Origin of the sequence: Neisseria sp. (assembly GCF_030527965.1) — a bacterium.
In the GTDB taxonomy this organism is placed as follows: domain Bacteria; phylum Pseudomonadota; class Gammaproteobacteria; order Burkholderiales; family Neisseriaceae; genus Neisseria.
On sequence record NZ_JAUMZU010000001.1, the window covers coordinates 1 to 21,350 of the forward strand.

19 protein-coding genes and 2 pseudogenes are annotated in these 21,350 nt (G+C 43.6%); 18 read left to right on the plus strand and 3 right to left on the minus strand.

Annotated features, from left to right (window positions below; translation table 11 throughout):
- From Q4A84_RS00005 to cas2, 15 genes and pseudogenes are all read left to right on the plus strand, one after another.
- Positions 1-557, plus strand: a pseudogene (locus Q4A84_RS00005) (DEAD/DEAH box helicase); the annotation flags it as partial.
- 46 nt (positions 558-603) lie between these two features.
- Positions 604-1,974: an ATP-binding protein gene (locus Q4A84_RS00010; protein WP_303086875.1), complete on the plus strand. Its 1,371-nt coding sequence runs from the start codon at positions 604-606 to the stop codon at positions 1,972-1,974.
- A 5-nt stretch (positions 1,975-1,979) separates the two neighbouring features.
- Positions 1,980-2,567, plus strand: a complete 588-nt coding sequence (locus Q4A84_RS00015) for a hypothetical protein (protein WP_303086876.1) — start codon at positions 1,980-1,982, stop codon at positions 2,565-2,567.
- Positions 2,564-4,255: a site-specific DNA-methyltransferase gene (locus tag Q4A84_RS00020; protein WP_303086877.1), complete on the plus strand. Its 1,692-nt coding sequence runs from the start codon at positions 2,564-2,566 to the stop codon at positions 4,253-4,255. The genes Q4A84_RS00015 and Q4A84_RS00020 overlap by 4 nt, the downstream gene beginning before the upstream one ends.
- Complete coding sequence (locus Q4A84_RS00025; protein ID WP_303086878.1) at positions 4,248-4,700, plus strand: hypothetical protein; 453 nt, start codon at positions 4,248-4,250, stop codon at positions 4,698-4,700. The genes Q4A84_RS00020 and Q4A84_RS00025 overlap by 8 nt, the downstream gene beginning before the upstream one ends.
- The gene (locus tag Q4A84_RS00030; protein ID WP_303086879.1) at positions 4,697-7,387 is read left to right on the plus strand and encodes a DEAD/DEAH box helicase family protein; all 2,691 of its coding nucleotides are present in this window, start codon (positions 4,697-4,699) and stop codon (positions 7,385-7,387) included. The genes Q4A84_RS00025 and Q4A84_RS00030 overlap by 4 nt, the downstream gene beginning before the upstream one ends.
- A 112-nt stretch (positions 7,388-7,499) precedes the next feature.
- Positions 7,500-8,177, plus strand: a complete 678-nt coding sequence (gene cas5c, locus Q4A84_RS00035) for a type I-C CRISPR-associated protein Cas5c (protein WP_303086880.1) — start codon at positions 7,500-7,502, stop codon at positions 8,175-8,177.
- The gene (gene cas8c, locus Q4A84_RS00040) at positions 8,174-10,066 is read left to right on the plus strand and encodes a type I-C CRISPR-associated protein Cas8c/Csd1 (RefSeq protein ID WP_303086881.1); all 1,893 of its coding nucleotides are present in this window, start codon (positions 8,174-8,176) and stop codon (positions 10,064-10,066) included. The genes cas5c and cas8c overlap by 4 nt, the downstream gene beginning before the upstream one ends.
- 11 nt (positions 10,067-10,077) lie before the next feature.
- A complete protein-coding gene (gene cas7c / locus Q4A84_RS00045; protein WP_303086882.1) occupies positions 10,078-10,941 on the plus strand; it encodes a type I-C CRISPR-associated protein Cas7/Csd2 in 864 nt (287 codons plus the stop codon).
- A gap of 60 nt (positions 10,942-11,001) precedes the next feature.
- Entirely contained in the window at positions 11,002-11,799 is a 798-nt protein-coding gene (locus Q4A84_RS00050) for an NYN domain-containing protein (protein WP_303086883.1), read from the plus strand.
- 85 nt (positions 11,800-11,884) lie between these two features.
- Positions 11,885-12,352, plus strand: a pseudogene (gene cas4 / locus Q4A84_RS00055) (CRISPR-associated protein Cas4); the annotation flags it as partial.
- Positions 12,353-12,393: 41 nt separating this feature from the next.
- Complete coding sequence (locus Q4A84_RS00060) at positions 12,394-13,194, plus strand: CPBP family intramembrane glutamic endopeptidase (RefSeq protein ID WP_303086884.1); 801 nt, start codon at positions 12,394-12,396, stop codon at positions 13,192-13,194.
- 221 nt (positions 13,195-13,415) lie between these two features.
- Positions 13,416-14,465, plus strand: coding sequence for a hypothetical protein (locus Q4A84_RS00065; RefSeq protein WP_303086885.1), 1,050 nt, complete (start codon positions 13,416-13,418; stop codon positions 14,463-14,465).
- 78 nt (positions 14,466-14,543) lie between these two features.
- Positions 14,544-15,557, plus strand: coding sequence for a type I-C CRISPR-associated endonuclease Cas1c (gene cas1c, locus Q4A84_RS00070; protein WP_303086886.1), 1,014 nt, complete (start codon positions 14,544-14,546; stop codon positions 15,555-15,557).
- Positions 15,558-15,595: 38 nt separating this feature from the next.
- Positions 15,596-15,889, plus strand: a complete 294-nt coding sequence (cas2, locus tag Q4A84_RS00075) for a CRISPR-associated endonuclease Cas2 (protein WP_303087063.1) — start codon at positions 15,596-15,598, stop codon at positions 15,887-15,889.
- 107 nt (positions 15,890-15,996) lie between these two features.
- Here the strand turns inward: cas2 and Q4A84_RS00080 are convergent, their stop codons facing one another.
- The 3 genes from Q4A84_RS00080 to Q4A84_RS00090 form a co-directional block, all read right to left on the minus strand.
- Positions 15,997-16,614 (minus strand): NAD(P)H-hydrate epimerase, encoded by a 618-nt coding sequence (locus tag Q4A84_RS00080; protein ID WP_303086887.1) that lies wholly within the window; start codon positions 16,612-16,614, stop codon positions 15,997-15,999.
- Between the two features lie 88 nt (positions 16,615-16,702).
- Entirely contained in the window at positions 16,703-18,157 is a 1,455-nt protein-coding gene (locus tag Q4A84_RS00085; protein ID WP_303086888.1) for a S41 family peptidase, read from the minus strand.
- A 125-nt stretch (positions 18,158-18,282) separates the two neighbouring features.
- Positions 18,283-19,542, minus strand: coding sequence for a murein hydrolase activator EnvC (locus tag Q4A84_RS00090; RefSeq protein WP_303086889.1), 1,260 nt, complete (start codon positions 19,540-19,542; stop codon positions 18,283-18,285).
- A gap of 180 nt (positions 19,543-19,722) precedes the next feature.
- Between Q4A84_RS00090 and Q4A84_RS00095 the strand changes: the two genes are divergently transcribed.
- From Q4A84_RS00095 to Q4A84_RS00105, 3 genes are all read left to right on the plus strand, one after another.
- Positions 19,723-20,271: a YqgE/AlgH family protein gene (locus Q4A84_RS00095; RefSeq protein WP_303086890.1), complete on the plus strand. Its 549-nt coding sequence runs from the start codon at positions 19,723-19,725 to the stop codon at positions 20,269-20,271.
- Positions 20,264-20,728, plus strand: coding sequence for a Holliday junction resolvase RuvX (ruvX, locus tag Q4A84_RS00100; RefSeq protein WP_303086891.1), 465 nt, complete (start codon positions 20,264-20,266; stop codon positions 20,726-20,728). The genes Q4A84_RS00095 and ruvX overlap by 8 nt, the downstream gene beginning before the upstream one ends.
- Positions 20,729-20,926: 198 nt before the next feature.
- Positions 20,927-21,343, plus strand: a complete 417-nt coding sequence (locus Q4A84_RS00105) for a YidB family protein (protein ID WP_303086892.1) — start codon at positions 20,927-20,929, stop codon at positions 21,341-21,343.
- The last annotated feature ends 7 nt before the right edge of the window (positions 21,344-21,350 follow it).

Consider the following 21,350-nt stretch of genomic DNA (forward strand, 5'->3'; position numbering starts at 1 on the left):
TTTTGAAACTATTAACTGTCGAAGCCTTGGGTAATCGTGAAGAACATTGTTTATTGGCTGCGGTTACATCTGATGGAACCATTCTGCAAGAAGAAGATCCTGAAAAACTATTGCAATTACCGGCAACATTGGCGGGTGAAATGAGCAACAACCTTTTTCAGGCAGCCTTAGAAGAAAACATTCAACAACGGCAGCAAAATTTACTCAAGCAAATTAATGAACGCAATCTAGGCTATTTTGAACAAGAAGTGAAAAAGCTGGAAGACTGGGCAGACGACTTAAAACTTGGATTAGAACAAGAAATTAAAGAAATAGACAGAGAGATTAAAGAAGTTCGCCGTACGGCTGCAGTAGCTGCTACTTTAGAAGAGAAACTGAGTTGGCAGAAAAAACAGCGAGAATTGGAACAAAAGCGCAATAAGCTACGCCGTGAGCTATATGAACGTCAAGATAATATCGAAGCAGAACGTAACCGCTTGATTGATGAATTAGAAGCGGAGTTGCAGCAAAAAGTGGAAGAGAAAGAATTGTTTGTGATTGAGTGGGAGATAATTTAATATCTACCATATACAGAATATTAAGATTTAAGATAGGTATTTTATAATGAAATTTCATTTTGAGAATTTAGGTCTTTTAGATAAGGCTGAATTAGAATTATCTGATTTAACAATTATTTGTGGTGAAAATAACACTGGAAAAACCTACGCTACTTATGCAATTTATGGTTTTTTACGTAATTGGAAGAATTTATTACGTAAAGTTATTTATTTAGAAATTAGACAACTTGAACATCCTAAGGAAAAATATCAAATTGATTTGGAAAAAATGTTTAAAGGTAAAATAAATACCTATTTAAATAAAATGAGTGAAGAGTTTATTGGTTATTTACCAGAGGTATTTGCATCAAAAGAAGGAGCTTTTTCCAAGACAATTATTAATGTCAATATTGATACAGAGTCTCCTATATCAAGGAAGCCTTTTAAAAGTAACATTCAAGGTGGAGGTAAAATATTAACAACTATAACAAAAGAAGAAAATTCAACAATTTTAGAAATACTAACAACAGACGATAAAATGCATTTAGTTAGTTTTGATAGTTTTGTAATAGAAGCTATTATTGATATCGTATTTAGTCCTTATTTTCCTAATACTCATATTTCAAGTGCTGAGAGAACTGGCGCTGCGATTTTTAGAAAAGAATTGGATATGGCTCGAACTAGAATTCTCAAAGCATTGAATGAAATGGATGCTAAAGATATCAAGAGAATCAAATCTATGCCATGGGAATTGTTAGATAAGGTTGATACTGATTATGCTTGGCCAGTTGAAGATAACGTTGAGTTTGTACGTCAATTAGAAGATATTGATAAACAAACTAGTGAATTATCTAAACAAAATCCTGAAATACTACCTTCTTTTTATACTATTATTGGTGGAACCTATAAGGTGGTTCGTAATCAAGGGTTGTTTTTTCAAGCAAAAAAAGGAAAACAAAAATTTACAATGAATGAAGCATCCAGTTGTGCAAGAGCGCTGCTGGATGTCGGTTTTTATTTGCGTTGTAGAGCTAAGGTTGGAGATTTATTTATTATTGATGAACCAGAATTAAACCTACATCCAAAAAATCAACGCGCTTTTGCACGATTAATTTCTAGGCTTGTAAATTCAGGTGTTAAAGTATTTATGACCACGCATAGTGACTATTTAGTTAAAGAGTTAAACACGCTAATTATGCTAAATCAAAAAACAAAGCATACAAAAAATGTGCAGGAAAAATATGAATATGTAGATGAAGAAATTCTAAATCCAGAATTGGTTAAGCTTTACATCACGACAAAAGGTGGTCCGAGAAAACAATTGAATGTTTTGCAACAAGCAACTATTCATTCTAATTTCGGCATAGAGGTATCCACTTTTGATGATACGATTGAATTAATGAATGAAATTCAAAGTAATTTAGTTTACGGAGGATAGTGGGAATGGCATTAACTCCAGAAATGGATTATTTAATGAACTCAATATCTTGTGTTTTATGCAATGGTGCACAACATACAAATATTCAAATAGTTGAACATGATAAATCAGCAAAACTGAAAAAAGTGAATATTGAGGCAGTAAATGGTGATTGGTTTTGTTTTAGTCCTGATGAGGGGAGGAAATGCAAACATATTCATAAAAGTGCAAAAAATATTGTTGTGATGTCCCCTTTGTTAAAAATAGACGCCCAATTTAATCATCATTGTGCTTGTGATGCTGTTTTACTTATTAGACAGGATGGAAAACTTGTTGTTATTTATATGGATTTAAAATCAGGAAATTCAGAAGGATATAGTCCTCAATTTCAAAGCACTCGCCAATTTGTTCGATATCTGATTTCACTATATGAGGAATTTAATGGTACAAAACTTCCTATAGATGAAGAAAGATATGTGATTTTTCATACTGGAAATTTAAATAAAACTACAACAATACCTAAGCAAAGAATCAGTCAAAGCAAGCCTAATGCTGCGTATAAACGTTCCGTAAAAAATGGTGACACACTGTATTTAAAAGAGTTATTAACATGACACTAAAAAAACTTGAACTAACCTGGATAGGTAAAGAGAAACGACCTAAATTGGAAGCGCGGATTTTGTTGGAAGATGCGGGGAAGTCGTATCATGCCAAAGTACGGTCGGAAAATGCGTTGTTTGATAATCGGTTGATTTTTGGCGATAACTTATTGGCATTGAAAGCGTTGGAGCAGGAATTTGCAGGTAAGGTCAAGTGTGTTTTTATTGACCCGCCGTATAACACGGGTAGTGCTTTTACGCATTATGATGACGGTTTGGAACATTCCATTTGGTTGGGGCTGATGCGTGACCGCTTGGAGATTATCAAACGTTTGCTGGCAGATGATGGCTCATTGTGGATTACCATTGATGACAATGAAGCTCATTATTTAAAAGTATTATGTGATGAGATTTTTGGGCGTGGGAATTTTGTTGCGAATGTGGTTTGGCAGAAGAAACATACTCGCGCAAATGATGCAAAATGGTTTTCTGATAACCATGACCATGTTTTAATTTATGCAAAAAATAAAGAACGATGGAAGCCTAATTTATTAACAAGAACAGAAAGTTCTGATAAAAATTATTCTAATCCTGATAATGATCCTAGAGGAGTTTGGCAATCATCTCCATTACATGCGAAAAGTGGTTCAGATAGTAATTTTTCATTCACTTTCAGGAATGGAATAACTTGGAAACCACCTTTAGGAACATATCCAAGATTTTCAAAAGAAACTCTAGAGAAATTAGATTTAGATAATCGTATTTGGTTTGGTAAAAATGGAACTAATGTGCCTAGGCAGAAAAAGTTTCTATCAGAAATTCAAAATGGTTTAGTGCCTGTTACTGTCTGGTTGCATGAAGAGGTTGGGCATAACCAAGATGCAAAAACAGAAGTTAAACAATTTAATTCTGACTATGTCTTTGATACGCCAAAACCAGAAAAATTACTGCAACGCATTATCCATCTAGCAACCAACCCCGGTGATCTAGTTCTCGACTCTTTTGCCGGTTCTGGCGCGACAGGTGCAGTCGCGCATAAGATGGGGCGGCGTTGGATTATGGTGGAATTGGGCGAACACTGTCATACGCATATTATTCCACGTTTGCAAAAAGTGATAGATGGCGAAGACCAAGGCGGTATTTCCAAAGAGGTTAATTGGCAAGGTGGCGGCGGTTTTCGTTATTACCGTCTCGCTCCGTCTTTGATTGTTAATGACCGTTGGGACAATCCGGTTATTAATCCTGAATATAATGCAGCCATGCTAGCCGAAGCATTGGCTAAATTGGAAGGCTTTACTTATATGCCGTCTGAAACTGTGTGGTGGCAGCATGGTTTCTCTAGTGAGCAGGATTTTATTTATGTGACCACGCAGAATTTGTCGGTTGCGCAGTTGCAAGCGTTATCAGATGAAGTGGGCGAAGGGCGTAGCTTATTGATTTGTTGCGCGGCTTATCGTGGTATTTCAGCAGATAAAGCAGCGGAACGTTTTCCTAACTTAACGCTGAGAAAGATTCCCAAAATGGTACTGGCTCGCTGTGAATGGGGGCATGATGATTATAGTTTGAATGTGGCGAATCTACCGATGGCTGAGAGCGATATTGCCTCTTCCCCTACTCTAAAAACAGAAAAAACACAAAGTTCGTCTGAGCAGCACTCTGTTCAAAACAATTTGTTTGAGAATGTGGAGGATTCAAATGAATGAACTGTCTCCATCATTAGGTGAGTTTCTACTTTATCAAACAGAAGATGCTCAAACGCGTATTCAAGTGCGGTTTGAAGAGAATGGGCTTTGGTTAAGTCAAACACAAATGGCTCAGTTATATCAAGTATCTGTTAAAACGATAAGTGAGCATCTGGGGAATATTTTTGATGAAGATGAATTAAACCCAGAACGAACTATCCGGAAATTCCGGATAGTTCAAAAATTAGATAATTTTTTAAGGTTAACCCGAAAAGATATTCTTGATCACGCCGGTAAAGTTTCAGCAAAAATGGCTGAAGATAAAGCACACCAAATATATGCCTTATATAAGCAGAAAGAATATAAGCAACCTTTACAGGTAGAGCAAGATTTTGAGCGATTTATTGAAACACCAATACATCAATTAACGCAAAAAATAAAATCGAAGACGGGGGAGGAACAATGAATATCAAAGTACTAAATCATGTTAATGGGCGTTTATCATTGCGTGCTCCGCAAGCGGAAAGCTTATCTCGTCTGGCTCAGGCATTAAGCTCTGCACCTGAAATGCTTAAGCATGAAAGAAATATTGATGCAGTTTTAAATTGCCTAAAAGCAGAATTTCCTACTTTAGAGGATTTTGAGCGCGATTTTCCGTCGCTTTGTTTTGCCTTAGCAACAGGAGTGGGTAAGACTCGCTTAATGGGTGCATTTATTTCTTATCTGCACTTGGCATACGGAATTAATAATTTTTTTGTACTGGCGCCGAATCTCACGATTTATAACAAGTTAATCACAGATTTCACGCCAAACACGCCTAAATATGTATTTAAAGGAATTTCTGAGTTTGCTATTAACTCCCCTCGTGTGATTACTGGTGATAATTATGATCAGCAGAATATTAGTGGCGGAGAATTGTTTGGCGAAGTTCGGATTAATATTTTCAATATTTCTAAAATTAATTCGGAAGTTCGTGGAGGCAAAGAACCGCGCATTAAGCGGATGCGCGAAGTCTTGGGCGATAGCTATTTTAATTATTTGGCTAATTTGCCGGATTTGGTGTTATTAATGGATGAGTCTCATCGTTATCGTGCTCAGGCAGGTATGCGGGCGATTAATGATTTAAATCCGTTGTTTGGGCTGGAGCTGACGGCAACTCCTTTTGTAGAGTCTACCAAAGTGCCAATTCCGTTTAAAAATGTGGTGATGGATTATCCGTTGGCACGGGCTTTGGATGATGGTTTTGTCAAAATGCCGGCTGTGGTTACTCAACGTAATTTCAATGCGAGTCATTATTCGCCAGAAGAAATCGAAAAGATTAAGTTAGAGGATGGCGTTCGTTTGCATGAAATGACAAAAGTTGAGCTGTTGACTTATGCACGTGAAAATAGTGTATCTACCGTGAAACCTTTTATGCTGGTAATTGCACGTGATACGACCCATGCAGGACAATTATTGTCTTTGATGGAATCAGATGCTTTTTTTAACGGACGTTATCGTGGCAAAGTGATCCAAGTAGACTCCAGCAAGACAGGCAAAGAAGAAGAGGAAATGATTACCCGTTTGCTGGCAGTGGAAAGCATTGATGAGCCAACGGAAATTGTGGTGCATGTGAATATGTTGAAAGAAGGTTGGGATGTAACCAATCTTTATACGATTGTGCCGTTGCGTGCTGCTAATGCCCGCACTTTGATTGAACAGAGTATTGGGCGCGGGCTGCGTTTGCCTTATGGTAAACGTACGGGAGTGGAAGCAGTTGATCGCCTGAATATTGTTGCACACGACAAATTTCAGGAAATTATCGATGAAGCGAATAAAGGTGATTCCGTCTTAAGGCTACAACAAGTTATTCTTGATGCACCGACAAAAGATGATGCAAAAGTAAGCGTGCAAGTGCCAAGTGGTGTAGAGAGTTCCTTAGGATTGGTTGATAAGGAATCTTTGCCGGCGCATATCGAGGCAAATAATCATGCTCCGGTTTTTCATAACGAAAAAGAACGAGAGACTGCTCGTGTTGTTTTGGAAGTAATCAACCAATATGAATCAAAAAAGACGGAAGTACCCACCAGCCAAGCGTTATTAAAACCTGAAATTCAGGCAGCCATTACCGCTGAAGTAAAACAGCGATTACAGCCGAAGCAAGGTGATTTATTGCAACAAGATCCGACTGATGTAACTGATATTGTGGCAAAAACAACTCAAACTATGGTTGATAAGACGATTGATATTCCACGTATTACCGTTGTGCCAAGCGACGATATTCAGACGGGATTCCATCCATTTAAATTAGATGTCAGCCAATTAAACTTACAACCTAGCGAACGTGAAATTACCATTCATAACCTGCATACGAATGAACAAAGCAGCTTAGCCCATGAAATGGGGTTGAAAGAAAAGTGCTTGGAAGATTATATCGTCTATGCCTTGATTGATTTTGAAGATATTGATTATGCCAGCCAAGCCGAGTTGCTTTATGACTTGGCCGGGCAAATGGTTGCTCATCTACAAAGCTATTTATCTGAGGAAGAAACATTAAATGTTTTAGACAAAGATCGCCGTTTAATCGCTAAAGAAATTCACGCACAGATGATGGCTCATTTCTGGGAAAGAGCAACGACTTATGAAGTGAATGTAAGCCGTGGTTTTACGAAATTAAAACGGATTAATTACACCATTTCAGAAAATGAACCCGTGCATACAGTGCGAGAAACCATTACAGATAAAAGCAGAATCAAACAGATGCTATTTGGTAGTTTTACGAAATGCCTTTATGAATATCAAAAATTTGATGTAGATACGGAACGGCGTTTTGCTGTTATTCTGGAAAGAGATGCACAGAAGTGGTTTAAACCTGCCAAAGGGCAATTTCAGATTTATTATAAACAAGGTGTTGATGAATCGGAATATATTCCTGATTTTGTGGTTGAAACTGAGCAATATATCTTAATGGCAGAAACGAAAGCACGAACAGATTTAGAAACGGTTGAAGTGCAAACCAAAGCCAAAGCCGCAAGTAAATGGTGTCAACATGCTTCGGAATATGCTGCAGAAGTAGGAAACAAGCCTTGGCGATATATATTGATTCCACATGATGAGGTTAACGAAGCTCAGAAAATAACTGATTTTCTGCGTTTTGAAGTAAAAGCCGTCTGAAAACGGTTTTCGCACAATATTGTGCGTGGGTTGAAACTAAAATTGATAGGTTAGCAAAAGCCGAATCAGCCGCCTTCGGGCGGCTGTGTGTTAATCAAAACGGAGAATAAACATGGCAAATAAGGTAAGGCTACATATCTGGGGCGACTATGCCTGTTTTACCCGAGCGGAGATGAAGGTGGAACGGGTTTCCTATGATATGCCGACGCCGTCTGCCGTACGTGGCATTTTGGCGGCGATACATTGGAAGCCGGCGATTCGTTGGGTGGTTGATAGAATCCATGTATTAAAGCCGATTCAGTTTGAATCGGTGCGCCGTAATGAGCTGGGCAGTAAGATTTCCGCCAGCAAGATTAGCGGTGCGATGAAACGCAAGAGCGTGGAAGATTTGCATTTGCTGATTGAAGACGATCGCCAACAGCGTGCAGCAACGGTGTTGAAAGATGTTGCCTATGTGATTGAGGCGCATATCGTGATGACCAACAAGCGAGGCGAAAGCGATAACATCACCAAGCATATTGAGATGTTCAAACGGCGTGCGGCTAAGGGGCAATGTTTTCAGCAGCCGTGTATGGGCGTGCGTGAGTTTCCGGCAAATTTTGCTTTGCTTGAAGATAGCGATCCTTTGCCGCCATCATGCCTGTCTGAAAATGAGCGGAACCGTGATTTGGGCTGGATGTTGCATGATATAGATTTTGACCGTGGCAATCAGCCGCGGTTTTTTCGTGCGCAAATGCAAAATGGCGTGATAAATGTTCCGCCGTTTTATGATGAGGAGGTGAAAGCATGATTTTGCAATCACTTGTTCATTATTATCGCCGACTTGCAATGCAAACGGATAACACCACGGGGCAAGCCAAAGTACCGCCTTATGGTTTTAGTGAAGAGAAAATCGGTTGGATTTTGGTTTTGTCGGCGGATGGAGATTTATTGGAAATTGTCTCTAATTTTAGTAGTGATAAAAAGCCACTGCCCAAACTTATGAGTGTGCCTCGCCCTGAAAAACGAACTTCAGGCGTTAAACCTAATTTTCTATGGGATAAAACCGCCTACGCGCTTGGTGTGGAAAGTAATAAAGATAAAGCCACCGCCAAGGAGCAGCCTTATAGCCTGTCTGAAAAAACATTCTCGGCTTTCAGGCAGCATCATTTGGATTTATTGCAAGATACAACGGATGAAGGCTTGTTGGCTTTACGTCGTTTTCTGGAAAAGTGGCAACCTGAAGATTTTCAAAATCCGCCGTGTAAAGCAGAAATGTTGGATGCCAATGTGGTGTTCGCCCTAGAAAAACCAACAGCATTTATTCATAAGCGCGAAGCAGCACAACAGCTCTGGGCAACGCTGTTAAAAACCGATGATGCCACGCAAGGCTGGTGTTTGGTGAGCGGTGAAGAAGCGCCGATTGCCCGTTTGCATCCGGCGATTAAAGGCGTTTTCGGCGGGCAAAGCTCGGGCGGTTCAATCATCTCGTTTAACAAAGAATCTTTTGCTTCCTTTGGTAAAGAGCAAGGCGATAACGCACCGGTATCGGAGCAAGCTGCGTTTGCTTATACCACTGCGCTTAATTATTTATTGCGACGTGAGAATAATCATTGCCTAACCATCGGCGATGCCAGCACCGTGTTTTGGGCGGAGGCGGATGACGAACAAGCTGCCGAAGCGGCTGAGAGTTTCTTTGGTAATACCATGAACCCGCCGGATGATGAAGAAGAAAGCCGCAAGATTTTTGATATCTTGGAACAGGTTGCCAAAGGGCGGCCGTTAAAAGAAATCGCACCTGAGTTGGATGAAAACACACGTTTTTATGTATTGGGGCTGGCGCCGAATGCTTCGCGGATTTCTATTCGGTTTTGGCTGGATACCGATTTTGGGCATTTGGCGGCTAATTTGGCTAAATATTGGCAAGATTTAAAAATTGAACCGGCTGCATGGAAAGCTAAAGCACCTTCCATTTGGCGGATATTATTGGAAACAACGCCAAAACGAAAAGGTGCAGATGGGCGTCTGAAAAAATCGGAAAGCAAAGACATTCCGCCGCAATTAGCCGGAGAATACATGCGGACAATTTTAACAGGCAGTTTTTATCCCAAAACCATGTTGACACGTATGATTGGGCGTATTCGCTCTGACGGATATATTTCAGGATTACGTGTTGCAGTCATTAAAGCGGTTATCAATCGTAATAGCTTATATAAAGAGGAACTTCCCATGGGATTAAATGAAGAAAGCAAAGATATTCCGTATCGGTTAGGGCGTTTATTTGCCATTATCGAATTGGCACAGTCTTCCGCTCTTGGCGAATTGAATGCAGGCGTTAGAGATAAGTTTTATGGAGGTGCATCGAGTACGCCACACAGCACCTTTCCTTTATTGCTGGATAATTATCGGACGCATATTTCTAGTTTGAGAAAAGGAAAGAAAGCGAAATGGGTTAAAGGTGATTCTAAAAAACTGGCAAACTGGCTGGAACGAAAAGTTGGAGAAATTGTATATGTTTTTGATGCAGAAACCCCTTTTCCTCGTCACTTATCTTTAGAAGAACAAGGTCGCTTTGTGGTAGGTTACTATCAACAAAAGTTTAAAAAATATAGCAAACAAGAAGATGGCAATCTTCCTGAGGATATCGAACAGGGTGATTATCTAACTAATAATACCGAATCTGAAAATGAAGAAAACTAAGGAGCAGAATAATGCCTATCCAAAACCGTTACGAATTCGTTTTTCTTTTTGATGTAACCAACGGCAATCCAAACGGCGACCCTGATGCCGGCAATATGCCGCGCTTAGATCCTGAATCCAGCAAAGGCTTGATTACCGACGTTTGCTTAAAACGCAAAATCCGCAACTTTATCGAAATCAGCAGCCAAAACGAAGCCGGCTATGAAATCTATATCAAAGAAAAAAGCGTATTAAATCTGCAAAACAAGCGCGCTTATGAAGCATTGAGTATTGAACCTGAAGCAAAAAAACTGCCGAAAGACGAAGCCAAAGCCCGTGATTTAACCGCTTGGATGTGCAAAAACTTCTTTGATATCCGCACGTTTGGCGCCGTGATGACGACCGAAGTCAACAGCGGGCAAGTGCGCGGCCCGGTACAACTGGCATTTGCCCAATCCATTGATCCGATTATTCCTTTGGAAATCTCCATCACACGCATGGCAGTAACCAATGAAAAAGATTTGGAAAAAGAACGCACAATGGGTCGTAAACACATCGTGCCTTACGCACTCTATCGCGTACACGGCTTTATCTCCGCTAACTTGGCACAAAAAACCGGTTTTAACGAAACCGATTTGCAAAAACTATGGCAAGCCTTGCAATTAATGTTTGAACACGACCGTGCAGCCGCACGTGGCGAAATGGCAGCACGCAAGCTAATTGTCTTCAAACACGATAGCGAACTTGGCAACCAACCCGCACATAAATTGTTTGAGCGTGTAACCGTTGAGCGTATTCAAGGCGAAACAGGCACACCGGCAGCCAGTTTTGATGACTATCGCATCACAGTGGATTCAGACGGCCTAAATGGTGTGAGGGTGGAAGAGTTGTTATAGAATATCAAACGTTTCCAACGTTATTATAATTTTATGTTTATAAAATATTAGGGGTATAAAATGTCTAAAGTAAAAACCAGTGTGAATGTGGTGGAAGAAAAATCAGCACATCTGGCTATTTTAATTGATGCCGATAATGCTTCAGCCAAAACAATCCATGCCATTTTAGAGGAAACAACAAAGTTTGGTGAAGCAACCGTTAAACGTATATATGGCAATTTTGTTGGTATTAATGGCCAATGGAAATCCGTGATTAACGAATATGCGATTAAACCTATGCAACAATTTGCTTATACAACAGGAAAAAATGCAACCGATGGTGCAATGATTATTGATGCAATGGATTTATTGTATACCAATCGATTTGATGGATTCTGTATTGTATCAAGCGACAGTGATTTCACAGCACTGGCTATTCGTTTAAAAGAGCAAGGTGTAACAGTGTATGGATTTGGGAAAAAACAAACGCCCGAATCATTCCGTAATGCATGTAGTCAGTTTATTTATGTAGAGAATTTGTTACCACCAGAAGAAATGAAGCAGAAGGCTGAAAAGCCAGAAGAAGTTACTCAGCAAAATAAATCACAAGCGGATAATACAACTGAAACAACTCATTCTAGCAAAATAATACCATTGGATACTGTTAAGAAAATTTTTGAGCAATTTGATAATGAATGGGTGCCAATGACAGCGTTTGGATCTACATGGAAAAGATTACAAGTGGATATTGATCCGAGAACATATGGATGCAAAAAATTTACCGATTTAGTAAAAAAATATCCTGAGATATTTGAATATCAATCAAGGAAAAATGAGGAAGGTACTCAAGAACAGATGTATGTTAGGCTCAAAAATTAATTGGTAGGATATCAAGGTTTTTTGTATTGTAAGAAATGTAATGATTCTTGATTTTCTTGTAATGTCAACTACTCCAGCCTCTGGCGAGCCGGAAACGCGCAAAGGCGTGCGCTTTGAGCGGACGGTGCATGTGTCGGCGGAGAAATTAGGGCTTATTGGCATTTTAGATTTGGTAGAACGAGATTTGCAAACAGGCCGTCTGAAACCTGTGGAATACAAGCGAGGTAAGCCTAAAATCGAGCATTGTGATGAAATCCAACTTTGCGCCCAAGCACTATGTTTGGAAGAAATGACAGGGCAAACCGTTAACGAAGGCGCGCTGTGGTATATGCAAACCCGTCACCGCGTCCCCGTCTTGTTTTCAGGCGACCTACGCGACCAAACACTCGCCACCATCGCCGCTGTGCGCGAACTCCTAAACAGCGGCCAAACCCCGCCACCCGACTACGGCAAACGCTGCAAAGCCTGCTCACTGGTGGAGATTTGTCAGCCGGAGTTGCTGGGAAAACGGGATAGGAGTGTGGGGTATGTGGAGGGGTTGTTTGCTGAATAAATGGAGGTAATATGCAAGACAAGTATTCGGGAAGCCTGGACATGAATTATTCGCATCCATGGCAATATTTTCTGCTGGTGTACGCTTTGAGCGCGCCGTTTTGGCTGCTGTCTTTGTTTCTCAAACACAGTCCTCTGCCTGATAATCTGCCGCTGACCGACATCGGCGCGGCACTCACCCCGACGGTTGCCGCCGCGTTGCTGCGTTACCGCGAAGGCGGCATGGCGGCGGTGCGCGGACTGTTTGGATGTGTGTTTGATTACGGGCGGATAAAGCATTCTGCCTATTTTTGGACGGCGATACTGATTTTTCCCCTGCTTTATCTGCTGACTTATGCCGCGATACGTCAAACGGGGCAAACCATACCTGCCTTATCCGTATCGTTTGCGCCGCTTGCCGGTGCGTTCGTCATGTTCTTTATCGCGGCAGTTGCCGAGGAATTGGGCTATGCCGCCTACGCTACGGAGAGTCTGCAACGGCGTTTTACCCCGCTTGTTACAGCGCTGATTATCGGGGTGCCGTGGGCGTTGTGGCACTTGCCGTCTATGATTGCCGTGGGGCAGTCTGCCGAACTGATCGCATGGGGGCTGGCAGGAACGGTTGCCGTGAGGATTATCTATGTATGGCTGTATAACGGCAGCGGCGGCTCGGTGTTTGTATTGATTGCGTGCCACACAGTTGCCAATACCGCGCGCACGGGCTTCCCGGGCGGACGGGCAGTATATGAAAACGGCAGCGGCATGATTCCATACGGAATCATCATCATTGCGGCGGCAATTGTGATGGGTTTTTGGTGTAAGGCGATGTGTTCGCCATATGATAGAGGTAAGTCATATTCGTAAGTTCAGCAACCTGTCCGTTTTTTCAGGTAGCCTGCACAAGCCGTTGCCCTAAAAGTGCGGTTAAACTTTAAGTAGCAAGCTGTAGTCTTTATCCGTTTGCTCAGTTGTGGAGATTGCCAGCTGGAGTTGCTGGGGAAACGGGATAGGAGTGTGGGGTATGTGGAGGGGGGGGTGTTTGGGGAATTAACTTTTAATAAGCATCTAATTATAAAAGGAATGTTATGAATGAAAATCAAGCTCATGAATTTGAGTTATTAATGAAAAATCGTCCACATGTAGTTTTACTTGGTGCAGGGGCTACAATGGCAGCTATACCTAATGGCGATAAAAATGGTAGAAAATCATCTGTTATGAATAATTTTATTGAAGAGCTAGGGATGTCTTCGATAATAAAAAATATCAATTTAAATACCAAAAGTAATAACTTGGAGGATATTTATTCAGAATTACACGATCGAGATGATTGTCAGTCCATCAGAGAAGAATTAGATAATAAGATAAGGGAATATTTTTCTTGTTTAGAAATTCCTGATGAACCTAATATATATGATTTAATTTTATTATCCTTAAGACGAAAGGACTTGGTAGCAACTTTTAATTGGGATCCGCTGTTATTGCAAGCATACCAACGTGCTGTTCGTATTACGAGCGATCTCCCAGATTTGGCTTTTTTACATGGTAATGTTTCAGTAGGATATTGTAGTGAGCATAGGTATGGTGGAAATCTAAATGCTAATGTTTGTCGTGAGTGTAAAAAACCGTTCCAACCTAGCAGGCTGTTATATCCCATACGTCAAAAAAATTATGCAGCAGATCCATTTACACAAGATAATTGGAAGGCTGTAAGGAATGCATTTAGACACGCTTATCTTGTTACGGTTTTTGGATATAGTGCACCAGCAACAGATACAGAAGCTATTTCTCTGTTAAAAGAATCTTGGGGAAAAATTGATGATAGGAATCTTGAAGATTTTGAATTTATCGATATTCGTTCTGAAAATGAATTGGTAGATAGTTGGTCTGAATTTATACATTCTCATCACTACACCGTAGTCGATAATTTTTTTGATTCTCTCCTTGCTCGTACCCCAAGGAGAACAACAATTGAATTCTTTGATAGAACAATGAATTGTGTATGGGGTGAGTCAGATCCAGCCTTTTCTTTTAAGGCAAATATGACGTGGGATGAAATTAAAAATATAGTAAAACCTTTAGTTCAAGAGGAAGAAATGCTTGAGCCCAATAACTTTTTGAGGATTAAAGTTAAGTAGTTATAAATTTGCAACCTACTTATATTTTCAGGTCGTCCTCATCCCAAAAAGTGCGTCCAAACCCCAAGGAGTTTCTTCATGCGCAAACTGCAAAACACGCTCTATATCACCACCCAAGGCAGCTATCTGCATAAGGAGCGTGAAACCTTAGTGGTAGAACAAGAACGAAAGAAAGTAGCTCAATTGCCCATTCATGCGATTGGGCATATTTTCTGTTTTGGTAATGTGCTGGTGTCGCCATTTCTGATGGGGTTTTGTGGTGAGAATAATGTCAATTTGGCATTTTTTACCGAAAACGGCCGTTATTTGGGACGGCTTCAGGGGAGACAAAGCGGCAACGTGTTGTTACGTCGTGCGCAGTATAAACGATCAGAAACCAATCCAGTACCAATTGCACGCAATATCATTGCTGCCAAAATTCAAGCATCTAAGCGAGTGCTGCAACGCCAAATTCGCAATCATGGTGAAAATGATGAAATTCAGGTAGCCATTCATGCGTTGAATGCCGGTCTAAAGCAGTTAGAACGGGCACAAAGTATCGATGTGGTACGTGGTATCGAAGGTGATGCGGCAGCGCGCTATTTTGCTGTGTTTCAGCATTTGATTGCGGAAAAAAGTGGATTTGTGTTTGCTGGACGCAACCGCCGCCCACCACGTGATGAAGTGAATGCATTGTTATCCTTTTTATATAGCATATTGGGAAAAGAAATTAGCGGTGCATTACAAGGCGTTGGTTTGGATCCTCAAGTAGGATTCTTGCATGCCGACCGTTCTGGTAGAGATAGCTTGGCACAAGATATTCTGGAAGAGTTCCGTGCGTGGTGGGTGGACAGAATGGTGCTCAGCCTGATTAACCGCGGTCAGATTAAGCCACAAGATTTTATTAGAGAAGCCAGCGGAGCGGTCATGTTGAAGCCCGAAGCACGTAAACTGTTATTTCAAACTTTACAAACCAAAAAGCAAGAAAAAATTACCCATCCGTTTTTGCTGGAAGAAGTGGAAATTGGTTTATTGCCTTATGTACAATCCATGTTACTTGCTCGTCATTTGCGCGGAGATTTGGCGGAATATCCGCCGTTTTTGATGCGTTGATGTTTCAGACGGTCATTGTGTGGGCAAAGAGGTAAATGATGTTAATGCTGATTACTTATGATATTTCTTTGGAGGACTTGCAAGGGCAAGCCAGATTGCGGCGCGTTGCCAAAATTTGTTTGGATTATGGTGTGCGTGTGCAATATTCGGTCTTTGAATGCGATGTGGCGCCAGATCAATGGGTGAAGCTGAAAAATCAACTGCTGGACACTTATAATCCTGACACCGATAGCCTGCGTTTTTATCATTTGGGCAGTAAATGGCGTGGTAAGGTGGAGCATCATGGCGCTAAGCCTGCTGTGGATGTGTTTCAGGATGTGTTGATTGTGTGAACTCAAGATAGTAGACGCAGGTAGCGAAGCCGTTGCAAGTTTAATAAGACTTGCAGCGGCTTTGTTGATTTAAGTTTGGTAATGCTATATGTGCAGGCAGGCATCGGTTATTCGATGCCGATATCCAAGCATATGATTTCGCCGCAGTAGGTTTTGCTGCCGACTTGAGTATGCGCGGGTTTGTATGCGGCGAAGGTATAGGTAATATCGGCGCGGAAGGTGTTGTTGTCGGCGGCGCCTGTGTCGCCGTTTAGGCCGGTTGGGATATCAAGGGCGATTTTGCTGCCGGACATGTTGTTTAAGGTTCGGCAGGCGGCGGCGATTTCTGTTGGCAGGGTGCCGGAAAAGCCGGTGCCGAAGATGCCGTCGATAATGAGTGTGTACGATTTGTTCAGACAGGCATTGAGATTGAGGAATGAAATACCGGGCAGTTTGAGCAGCTTTTGCCGGTTGGCTTCTGCCAGTTCGGATAGTTTCAATCCTAATAGAAAAACGATGTCAATCTGCCAGCCAGCAGCTTGTAATATGCGGGCGATAACTAAGCCGTCGCCACCGTTATTGCCTTTGCCGCAAACGATTAATGTGCTGCCGTGTTGTGGAAAACGGCGCAGTATATCTGATGCGGCGGCGCTGCCGGCATTTTCCATCAGTTGGGCGAAGCTTGTGCCTTTGTCTACGGCCATTTGTTCGTGGCGCCGCATTTCTTCTGCTGTATAGACTTTCATCTCGGCTCTCCTTTTGAATTGAATCTTTATTATAAGCGAAATGCCTGTCTGAAATTTTCAGACAGGCATTTTTTAATAACCAAGTGCGTTATTCTTTATCTTCTTTATCCTCGTTTTTCTTCGGCGCCGGTTTTTTAGCGGCCAAGCCCAAGGATTTTTGCCATTGAGCCGGCGATTTGACTAATTCCAAGGCTTTTTTCAGCTGCTCGTCTTTAGCCGGATTGGGCTCGCGGCGGGAAGAGAGATCTTCTTTCTCTTCCTTTGCATTTTTCGGCGAGGCGGAAGAAGCGGCTTCTTCGAATATATTTCCGTTTACTTCCTTGCCGCCGGTCGGGTTGCCGATGTGGCCGGCCAAATCGGCTTCGCGGCTTTCAAACAGGCGTTTTTTGTCTTTCACTTCTACATCCGGCACGATGCCTTGAGCTTGAATCGAGCGGTCGTTCGGCGTGTAGTAAAGGGCGGTGGTCAATTTGACTGCGCCGCCGTTGGAAAGCGGCAATACGGTTTGCACGGAACCTTTGCCAAAGCTTTGCGTGCCGACGATGACGGCGCGTTTGTGATCTTGCAGTGCGCCGGCAACGATTTCGGAAGCAGAGGCGGAACCGGAGTTGGTTAATAGCGTAATCGGGATGTTTTTCATTTCCGCCGGTATGCCGCTGAGCGGATCATGGCCGGCGCTGGTCATGTAATCTTGCTTGGTGGCTGAAAGTTTCATGCCTTCTTTACCGTCGCGGCCTTTGGTGCTAACAACCGATTGACCTTCTTTAAGGAAAGCGGCCGATACGCCTACCGCGCCGTTTAACAAGCCGCCCGGGTCGTCGCGCAAGTCGATGATAAGGCCTTTAAGCGGGCCTTTGTTTTCTTTATCCAATGCTTTGAGTGCATCGTTCAGCGCTGCGACGGTGCGCTCTTGGAATTGGCTGATGCGAACATAACCGTAGCCCGGCTCCAATAATTTGTAGCGCACGCTTTTTACTTTGATGATGGCGCGGATGATTTTGACGGTAATCGGCTTGGTAACGTCTTTACGCGATAATGTGATGGTAATCGGGGTGCCCGGTTTGCCGCGCATTTTTTTGACCGCTTCAGATACGGTCATGCCGCGGGTGGATACGCCGTCGATTTTGGCAATGAAATCGCCGCTTTTCACGCCGGCGCGTTCTGCCGGTGTGTCTTCAATCGGTGCAATGACTTTAACAAAGCCGTCTTCCGCACCGATTTCCATGCCCAAGCCGCCGAATTCTCCCGAAGTGGATTCTTTCAGATCGGTGTAGTCTTTTTTATTCATGAATTCCGAATGGGGGTCAAGCCCGGCAACCATGCCTTTCATGGCGCCTTCGAGCAGAGCCTCGTCGGTTTTGTCTTGATAATAATTGGCTTTGATTTGACCGTATACTTCGGCCATTGTGCGGATAGATTGAACGGGCAGGGCGCTTTGATTGTCTTTTTGTGCAGCATAGCTTTGTACGCTTAAGCTCAGTGCCACGCCGCTGAAGGCGCCTAGTGTGTAGAGTGCGACTTTTTTCAGAGTAGAATTAGCCATTTCTTTTTGCTTTCTCTTTCTTTCCAATCTTCGGAGAAGGTTGTGTCAAAGTGTGGAACTTTATTGGATTTACTTTATAGGGGCAACTCATCACGGGTAAAAAAATGATAACAAACCGTTTACACTTATCTTATCCATGAGAGCGGGTTCATCGGTTGGTTGCGATAGCGTATTTCCAGATACAGGCCTTGTTCGCCGGAAGGCAGCGTGCCGCTGGTGCCAAGGATGCTGCCCGCGCCGACACGGGCGCCGCCGCCAACGGCTATACTGCTTAAACCAGTGTAAACGCTGAGGTAGCTGCTGCCGTGATCGACGACCACCGTATTGCCGTAACCGGGCAGCGAACCGGCATAGGCTATCGTGCCGGAGGCAATGCTGGCAACGCCGGTTGGCGGGGTGGCGAAGAAAACGCCGCGCCAAGAGCCGCCATTAGGCCGGGCTTGGCCGAAGCGCCCGGCGATACTGCCGCCAACCGGCCTTTGCAAGCGCCCCTGCATACGGCTGAATGCGCCGGACTGGCTTTGATCGGTGCCGGAAAGCGAACGATCTTCGGCGGTCAGATTGCCTGTAGCGGGTGTATGGCTTTGGGATTTCGGTTGAGTCGGCTTGGTTTTGTTGGATTGGGCTAGGCGTGCTTGTGCGGCTTTTTTACGATTTTGCGCTTTCGCTTTTTGGTTTGCGGCATGGCGGCGCGCGATGTCGGCAAGCAGATTGTTTAAACGGCGTTCGTCGTCGCGCAGGGCGGCGATTTTTCGTGTTTGGTTGTCGATTTGGTTATTCAGCTCACTGCTTTGCTGTTGCGCTTGGCTGTGTGTTTTGCCGAGTTTGCCAAGTGCGGCCTGTTTGGCGGCTTTGAGTTTTTTGAGGCGGGTCAGCTCGGCATCAATGGCTTTTTCATGTGTTTCGAGTTCGCCCTGCTGTTTGACGAGATTCTGGATAACTTTTTCGTTGGCTTCGTTAACGTGTTTTATATATTCGAGATAACGCGCTTTTTGACCGGGTTCGGCATTTTTCAGGAACAGCGAGATGGAATTGGGGCGGCGGTTTTTATAATGACTGGCCAACAAGCGGCTGACTTGTGCTTTGGTGCCGGTTACTTCGGTTTTGACTTGTTCTAATTCGTTTTGTAATTTTTGCAGCCGGTTCCATACGATATTTTGCTGCTGGGTAAGGCTGGCCAGCTCTTTGCGGGCTTTTTCCAATGCGGCCAAGCTGGCTTTGAGTGCCGCCTGCGCACGCTGGTGGGCGGCCTGTTTTTGTTTGAGGTCGTTTTGGGCGCTGCTGATGGCTTCCCTGACATCGCGCAATTCCTGCTTGGGAGGCTCGGCGAAGGCTGGGAGGCTCAGGCATAGAAGGGTGGCAAGCAGCAGTTTTTTCGGTTGCATGGCGGCTTCGTGCGGTTTTTCTGAGTAGACGGATTGTTCGGATTATAGCCGATTTACGCTTTTGGGGGAGAGTGTGAGATGATGTGTTGTGCAGATTTTTGCTCTTGTATTTCGATGATTGATACCCATATAGCCTGCATTATTTAAATCCTTTGATTCGTGACGTTCATGAAACCTGAAATGAATTTGACCGACCATTTTCTGATTGCTTCGCCTTCGATGGAAGATATTTTTTTCGAAGGCAGCCTGATTTATTTGTGCGAGCACAACGAAGAAGGCGCTCTGGGCGTGATTGTTAACAAGCCTTCCCCGGTAACGATGGATTTGGTATTCGAGGCGGCGGGTAGGGAAACGCCTGAGCGTTTTAAAAGCGAATGGGTCATGATGGGCGGGCCGGTGCAGATAGACCGCGGCTTTGTTGTGCATACGCCGATAGGGTCGTGGCAAAGCAGTTTGGCGGTTAATGATCGTATTGCCATGACTACTTCGCGCGACATCATCGAAAAACTCAGTTTGTCGGAGAATGTTGATAAAGCTCTGATTACCATCGGTTATTCAAGCTGGGGTAAAGGCCAACTGGAACAGGAATTGATGGATAATGCCTGGCTGACCGTGCCGGCCGATCAGCAGATTTTGTTTGATTTGCCCCATTCGGCGCGTTACGAGGCGGCTTTATCGAAACTGGGTGTGTCGATGCAGACGCTGATGGGCGGGGCGGGTCATGCTTGAGCCGATGCGTGTGCCGACGGGCACGGTATTGGCGTTTGACTTCGGCGAGGTGCGCATCGGCGTGGCGCAAGGCGATGCGGAAATCGGTTTGGCGCATCCGATTGCTACGGTAACCGGAAACAGTAATGAGGCGAAGCTGATTCTTATCGATAAACTGGTGCAGGAGTGGCAACCGAGCTATTTTGCCGTCGGTTTGCCGACACATACCGACGGCACGGAACACGAACTGACCCGTTTGTCGCGTAAATTTGGTCGCCGCTTGCACGGGCGTTATGGGCTGCCGGTGTATTGGGTGGATGAGCGTTTGTCGTCGGTTTATGCGGAAGGGCTATTAAAAGAAGCTCAGGTGCGCGGACGCCGCCAGAAGGCGGTGCTTGACCAAGTGGCGGCGCAGGCGATTTTGCAGGGTTTGTTTGAGGGTGGTGCGATTGAGTTTTTTAACGGCAAAGAGGCTTAATTCAATGTGAATCGTTTGAGTTTGAGATCATCATTAAATGCCTGTCTGAACATTTTCAGACAGGCATTTTTTAAAGACGGTACGGTTATGATAACAACATACATTAAGCTGCTAAATCAGGTTAAAACGGCCAATCATCGTGGCGGTTGCGGTTAGAATGGCTGGGTTTTTAACACGTTTTAGAAAAGGAAACCGTAAATGGGTTTGATGGATTCTTTGATTGGTGCGGCCACGTCCGCCATCGGCGGCGGAGACGGCAGCCAGAATACTGCGCTGCAACTGGTGATGCAGCTTGTGCAGCAAAACGGCGGCGCAGGCAATCTGCTTAACCAGCTTCAACAGGGCGGTTTGGGCGATGCGCTGAACTCTTGGGTTTCCAGCCAAAGCAGCAATGAGACCGTATCGGCTTCGCAGATTCAAGATGCCTTGGGTAGCGGTGCTTTGGAAAAAGCCGCTTCTGCGGTGGGTGTGGACAGCGCGCAGGCCGGTAGTCTTTTGTCGCAATATCTTCCGCAAATCGTTGACAGCCTGACACCGAACGGCAATGCCGCCGATGCCGATGGTTTCGGTTTGGACGACATCGCGCGCATCGTGATGCACAATTTCCTGAAGTAAGCCGCAG

What these genes read in the sequence shown, in the direction of transcription:
- Q4A84_RS00090 (WP_303086889.1), bottom strand. Translation starts at nt 19,542, where the DNA reads ATGCAACCGAAAAAACTGCTGCTTGCCACCCTTCTATGCCTGAGCCTC.
- Q4A84_RS00105 (WP_303086892.1), top strand. Translation starts at nt 20,927, where the DNA reads ATGGGTTTGATGGATTCTTTGATTGGTGCGGCCACGTCCGCCATCGGC.
- Q4A84_RS00060 (WP_303086884.1), top strand. Translation starts at nt 12,394, where the DNA reads ATGAATTATTCGCATCCATGGCAATATTTTCTGCTGGTGTACGCTTTG.
- ruvX (WP_303086891.1), top strand. Translation starts at nt 20,264, where the DNA reads ATGCTTGAGCCGATGCGTGTGCCGACGGGCACGGTATTGGCGTTTGAC.
- Q4A84_RS00030 (WP_303086879.1), top strand. Translation starts at nt 4,697, where the DNA reads ATGAATATCAAAGTACTAAATCATGTTAATGGGCGTTTATCATTGCGT.
- cas1c (WP_303086886.1), top strand. Translation starts at nt 14,544, where the DNA reads ATGCGCAAACTGCAAAACACGCTCTATATCACCACCCAAGGCAGCTAT.
- Q4A84_RS00010 (WP_303086875.1), top strand. Translation starts at nt 604, where the DNA reads ATGAAATTTCATTTTGAGAATTTAGGTCTTTTAGATAAGGCTGAATTA.
- Q4A84_RS00080 (WP_303086887.1), bottom strand. Translation starts at nt 16,614, where the DNA reads ATGAAAGTCTATACAGCAGAAGAAATGCGGCGCCACGAACAAATGGCC.
- Q4A84_RS00085 (WP_303086888.1), bottom strand. Translation starts at nt 18,157, where the DNA reads ATGGCTAATTCTACTCTGAAAAAAGTCGCACTCTACACACTAGGCGCC.
- Q4A84_RS00025 (WP_303086878.1), top strand. Translation starts at nt 4,248, where the DNA reads ATGAATGAACTGTCTCCATCATTAGGTGAGTTTCTACTTTATCAAACA.
- cas7c (WP_303086882.1), top strand. Translation starts at nt 10,078, where the DNA reads ATGCCTATCCAAAACCGTTACGAATTCGTTTTTCTTTTTGATGTAACC.
- Q4A84_RS00065 (WP_303086885.1), top strand. Translation starts at nt 13,416, where the DNA reads ATGAATGAAAATCAAGCTCATGAATTTGAGTTATTAATGAAAAATCGT.
- Q4A84_RS00095 (WP_303086890.1), top strand. Translation starts at nt 19,723, where the DNA reads ATGAATTTGACCGACCATTTTCTGATTGCTTCGCCTTCGATGGAAGAT.
- Q4A84_RS00020 (WP_303086877.1), top strand. Translation starts at nt 2,564, where the DNA reads ATGACACTAAAAAAACTTGAACTAACCTGGATAGGTAAAGAGAAACGA.
- Q4A84_RS00015 (WP_303086876.1), top strand. Translation starts at nt 1,980, where the DNA reads ATGGCATTAACTCCAGAAATGGATTATTTAATGAACTCAATATCTTGT.
- cas8c (WP_303086881.1), top strand. Translation starts at nt 8,174, where the DNA reads ATGATTTTGCAATCACTTGTTCATTATTATCGCCGACTTGCAATGCAA.
- Q4A84_RS00050 (WP_303086883.1), top strand. Translation starts at nt 11,002, where the DNA reads ATGTCTAAAGTAAAAACCAGTGTGAATGTGGTGGAAGAAAAATCAGCA.
- cas5c (WP_303086880.1), top strand. Translation starts at nt 7,500, where the DNA reads ATGGCAAATAAGGTAAGGCTACATATCTGGGGCGACTATGCCTGTTTT.
- cas2 (WP_303087063.1), top strand. Translation starts at nt 15,596, where the DNA reads ATGTTAATGCTGATTACTTATGATATTTCTTTGGAGGACTTGCAAGGG.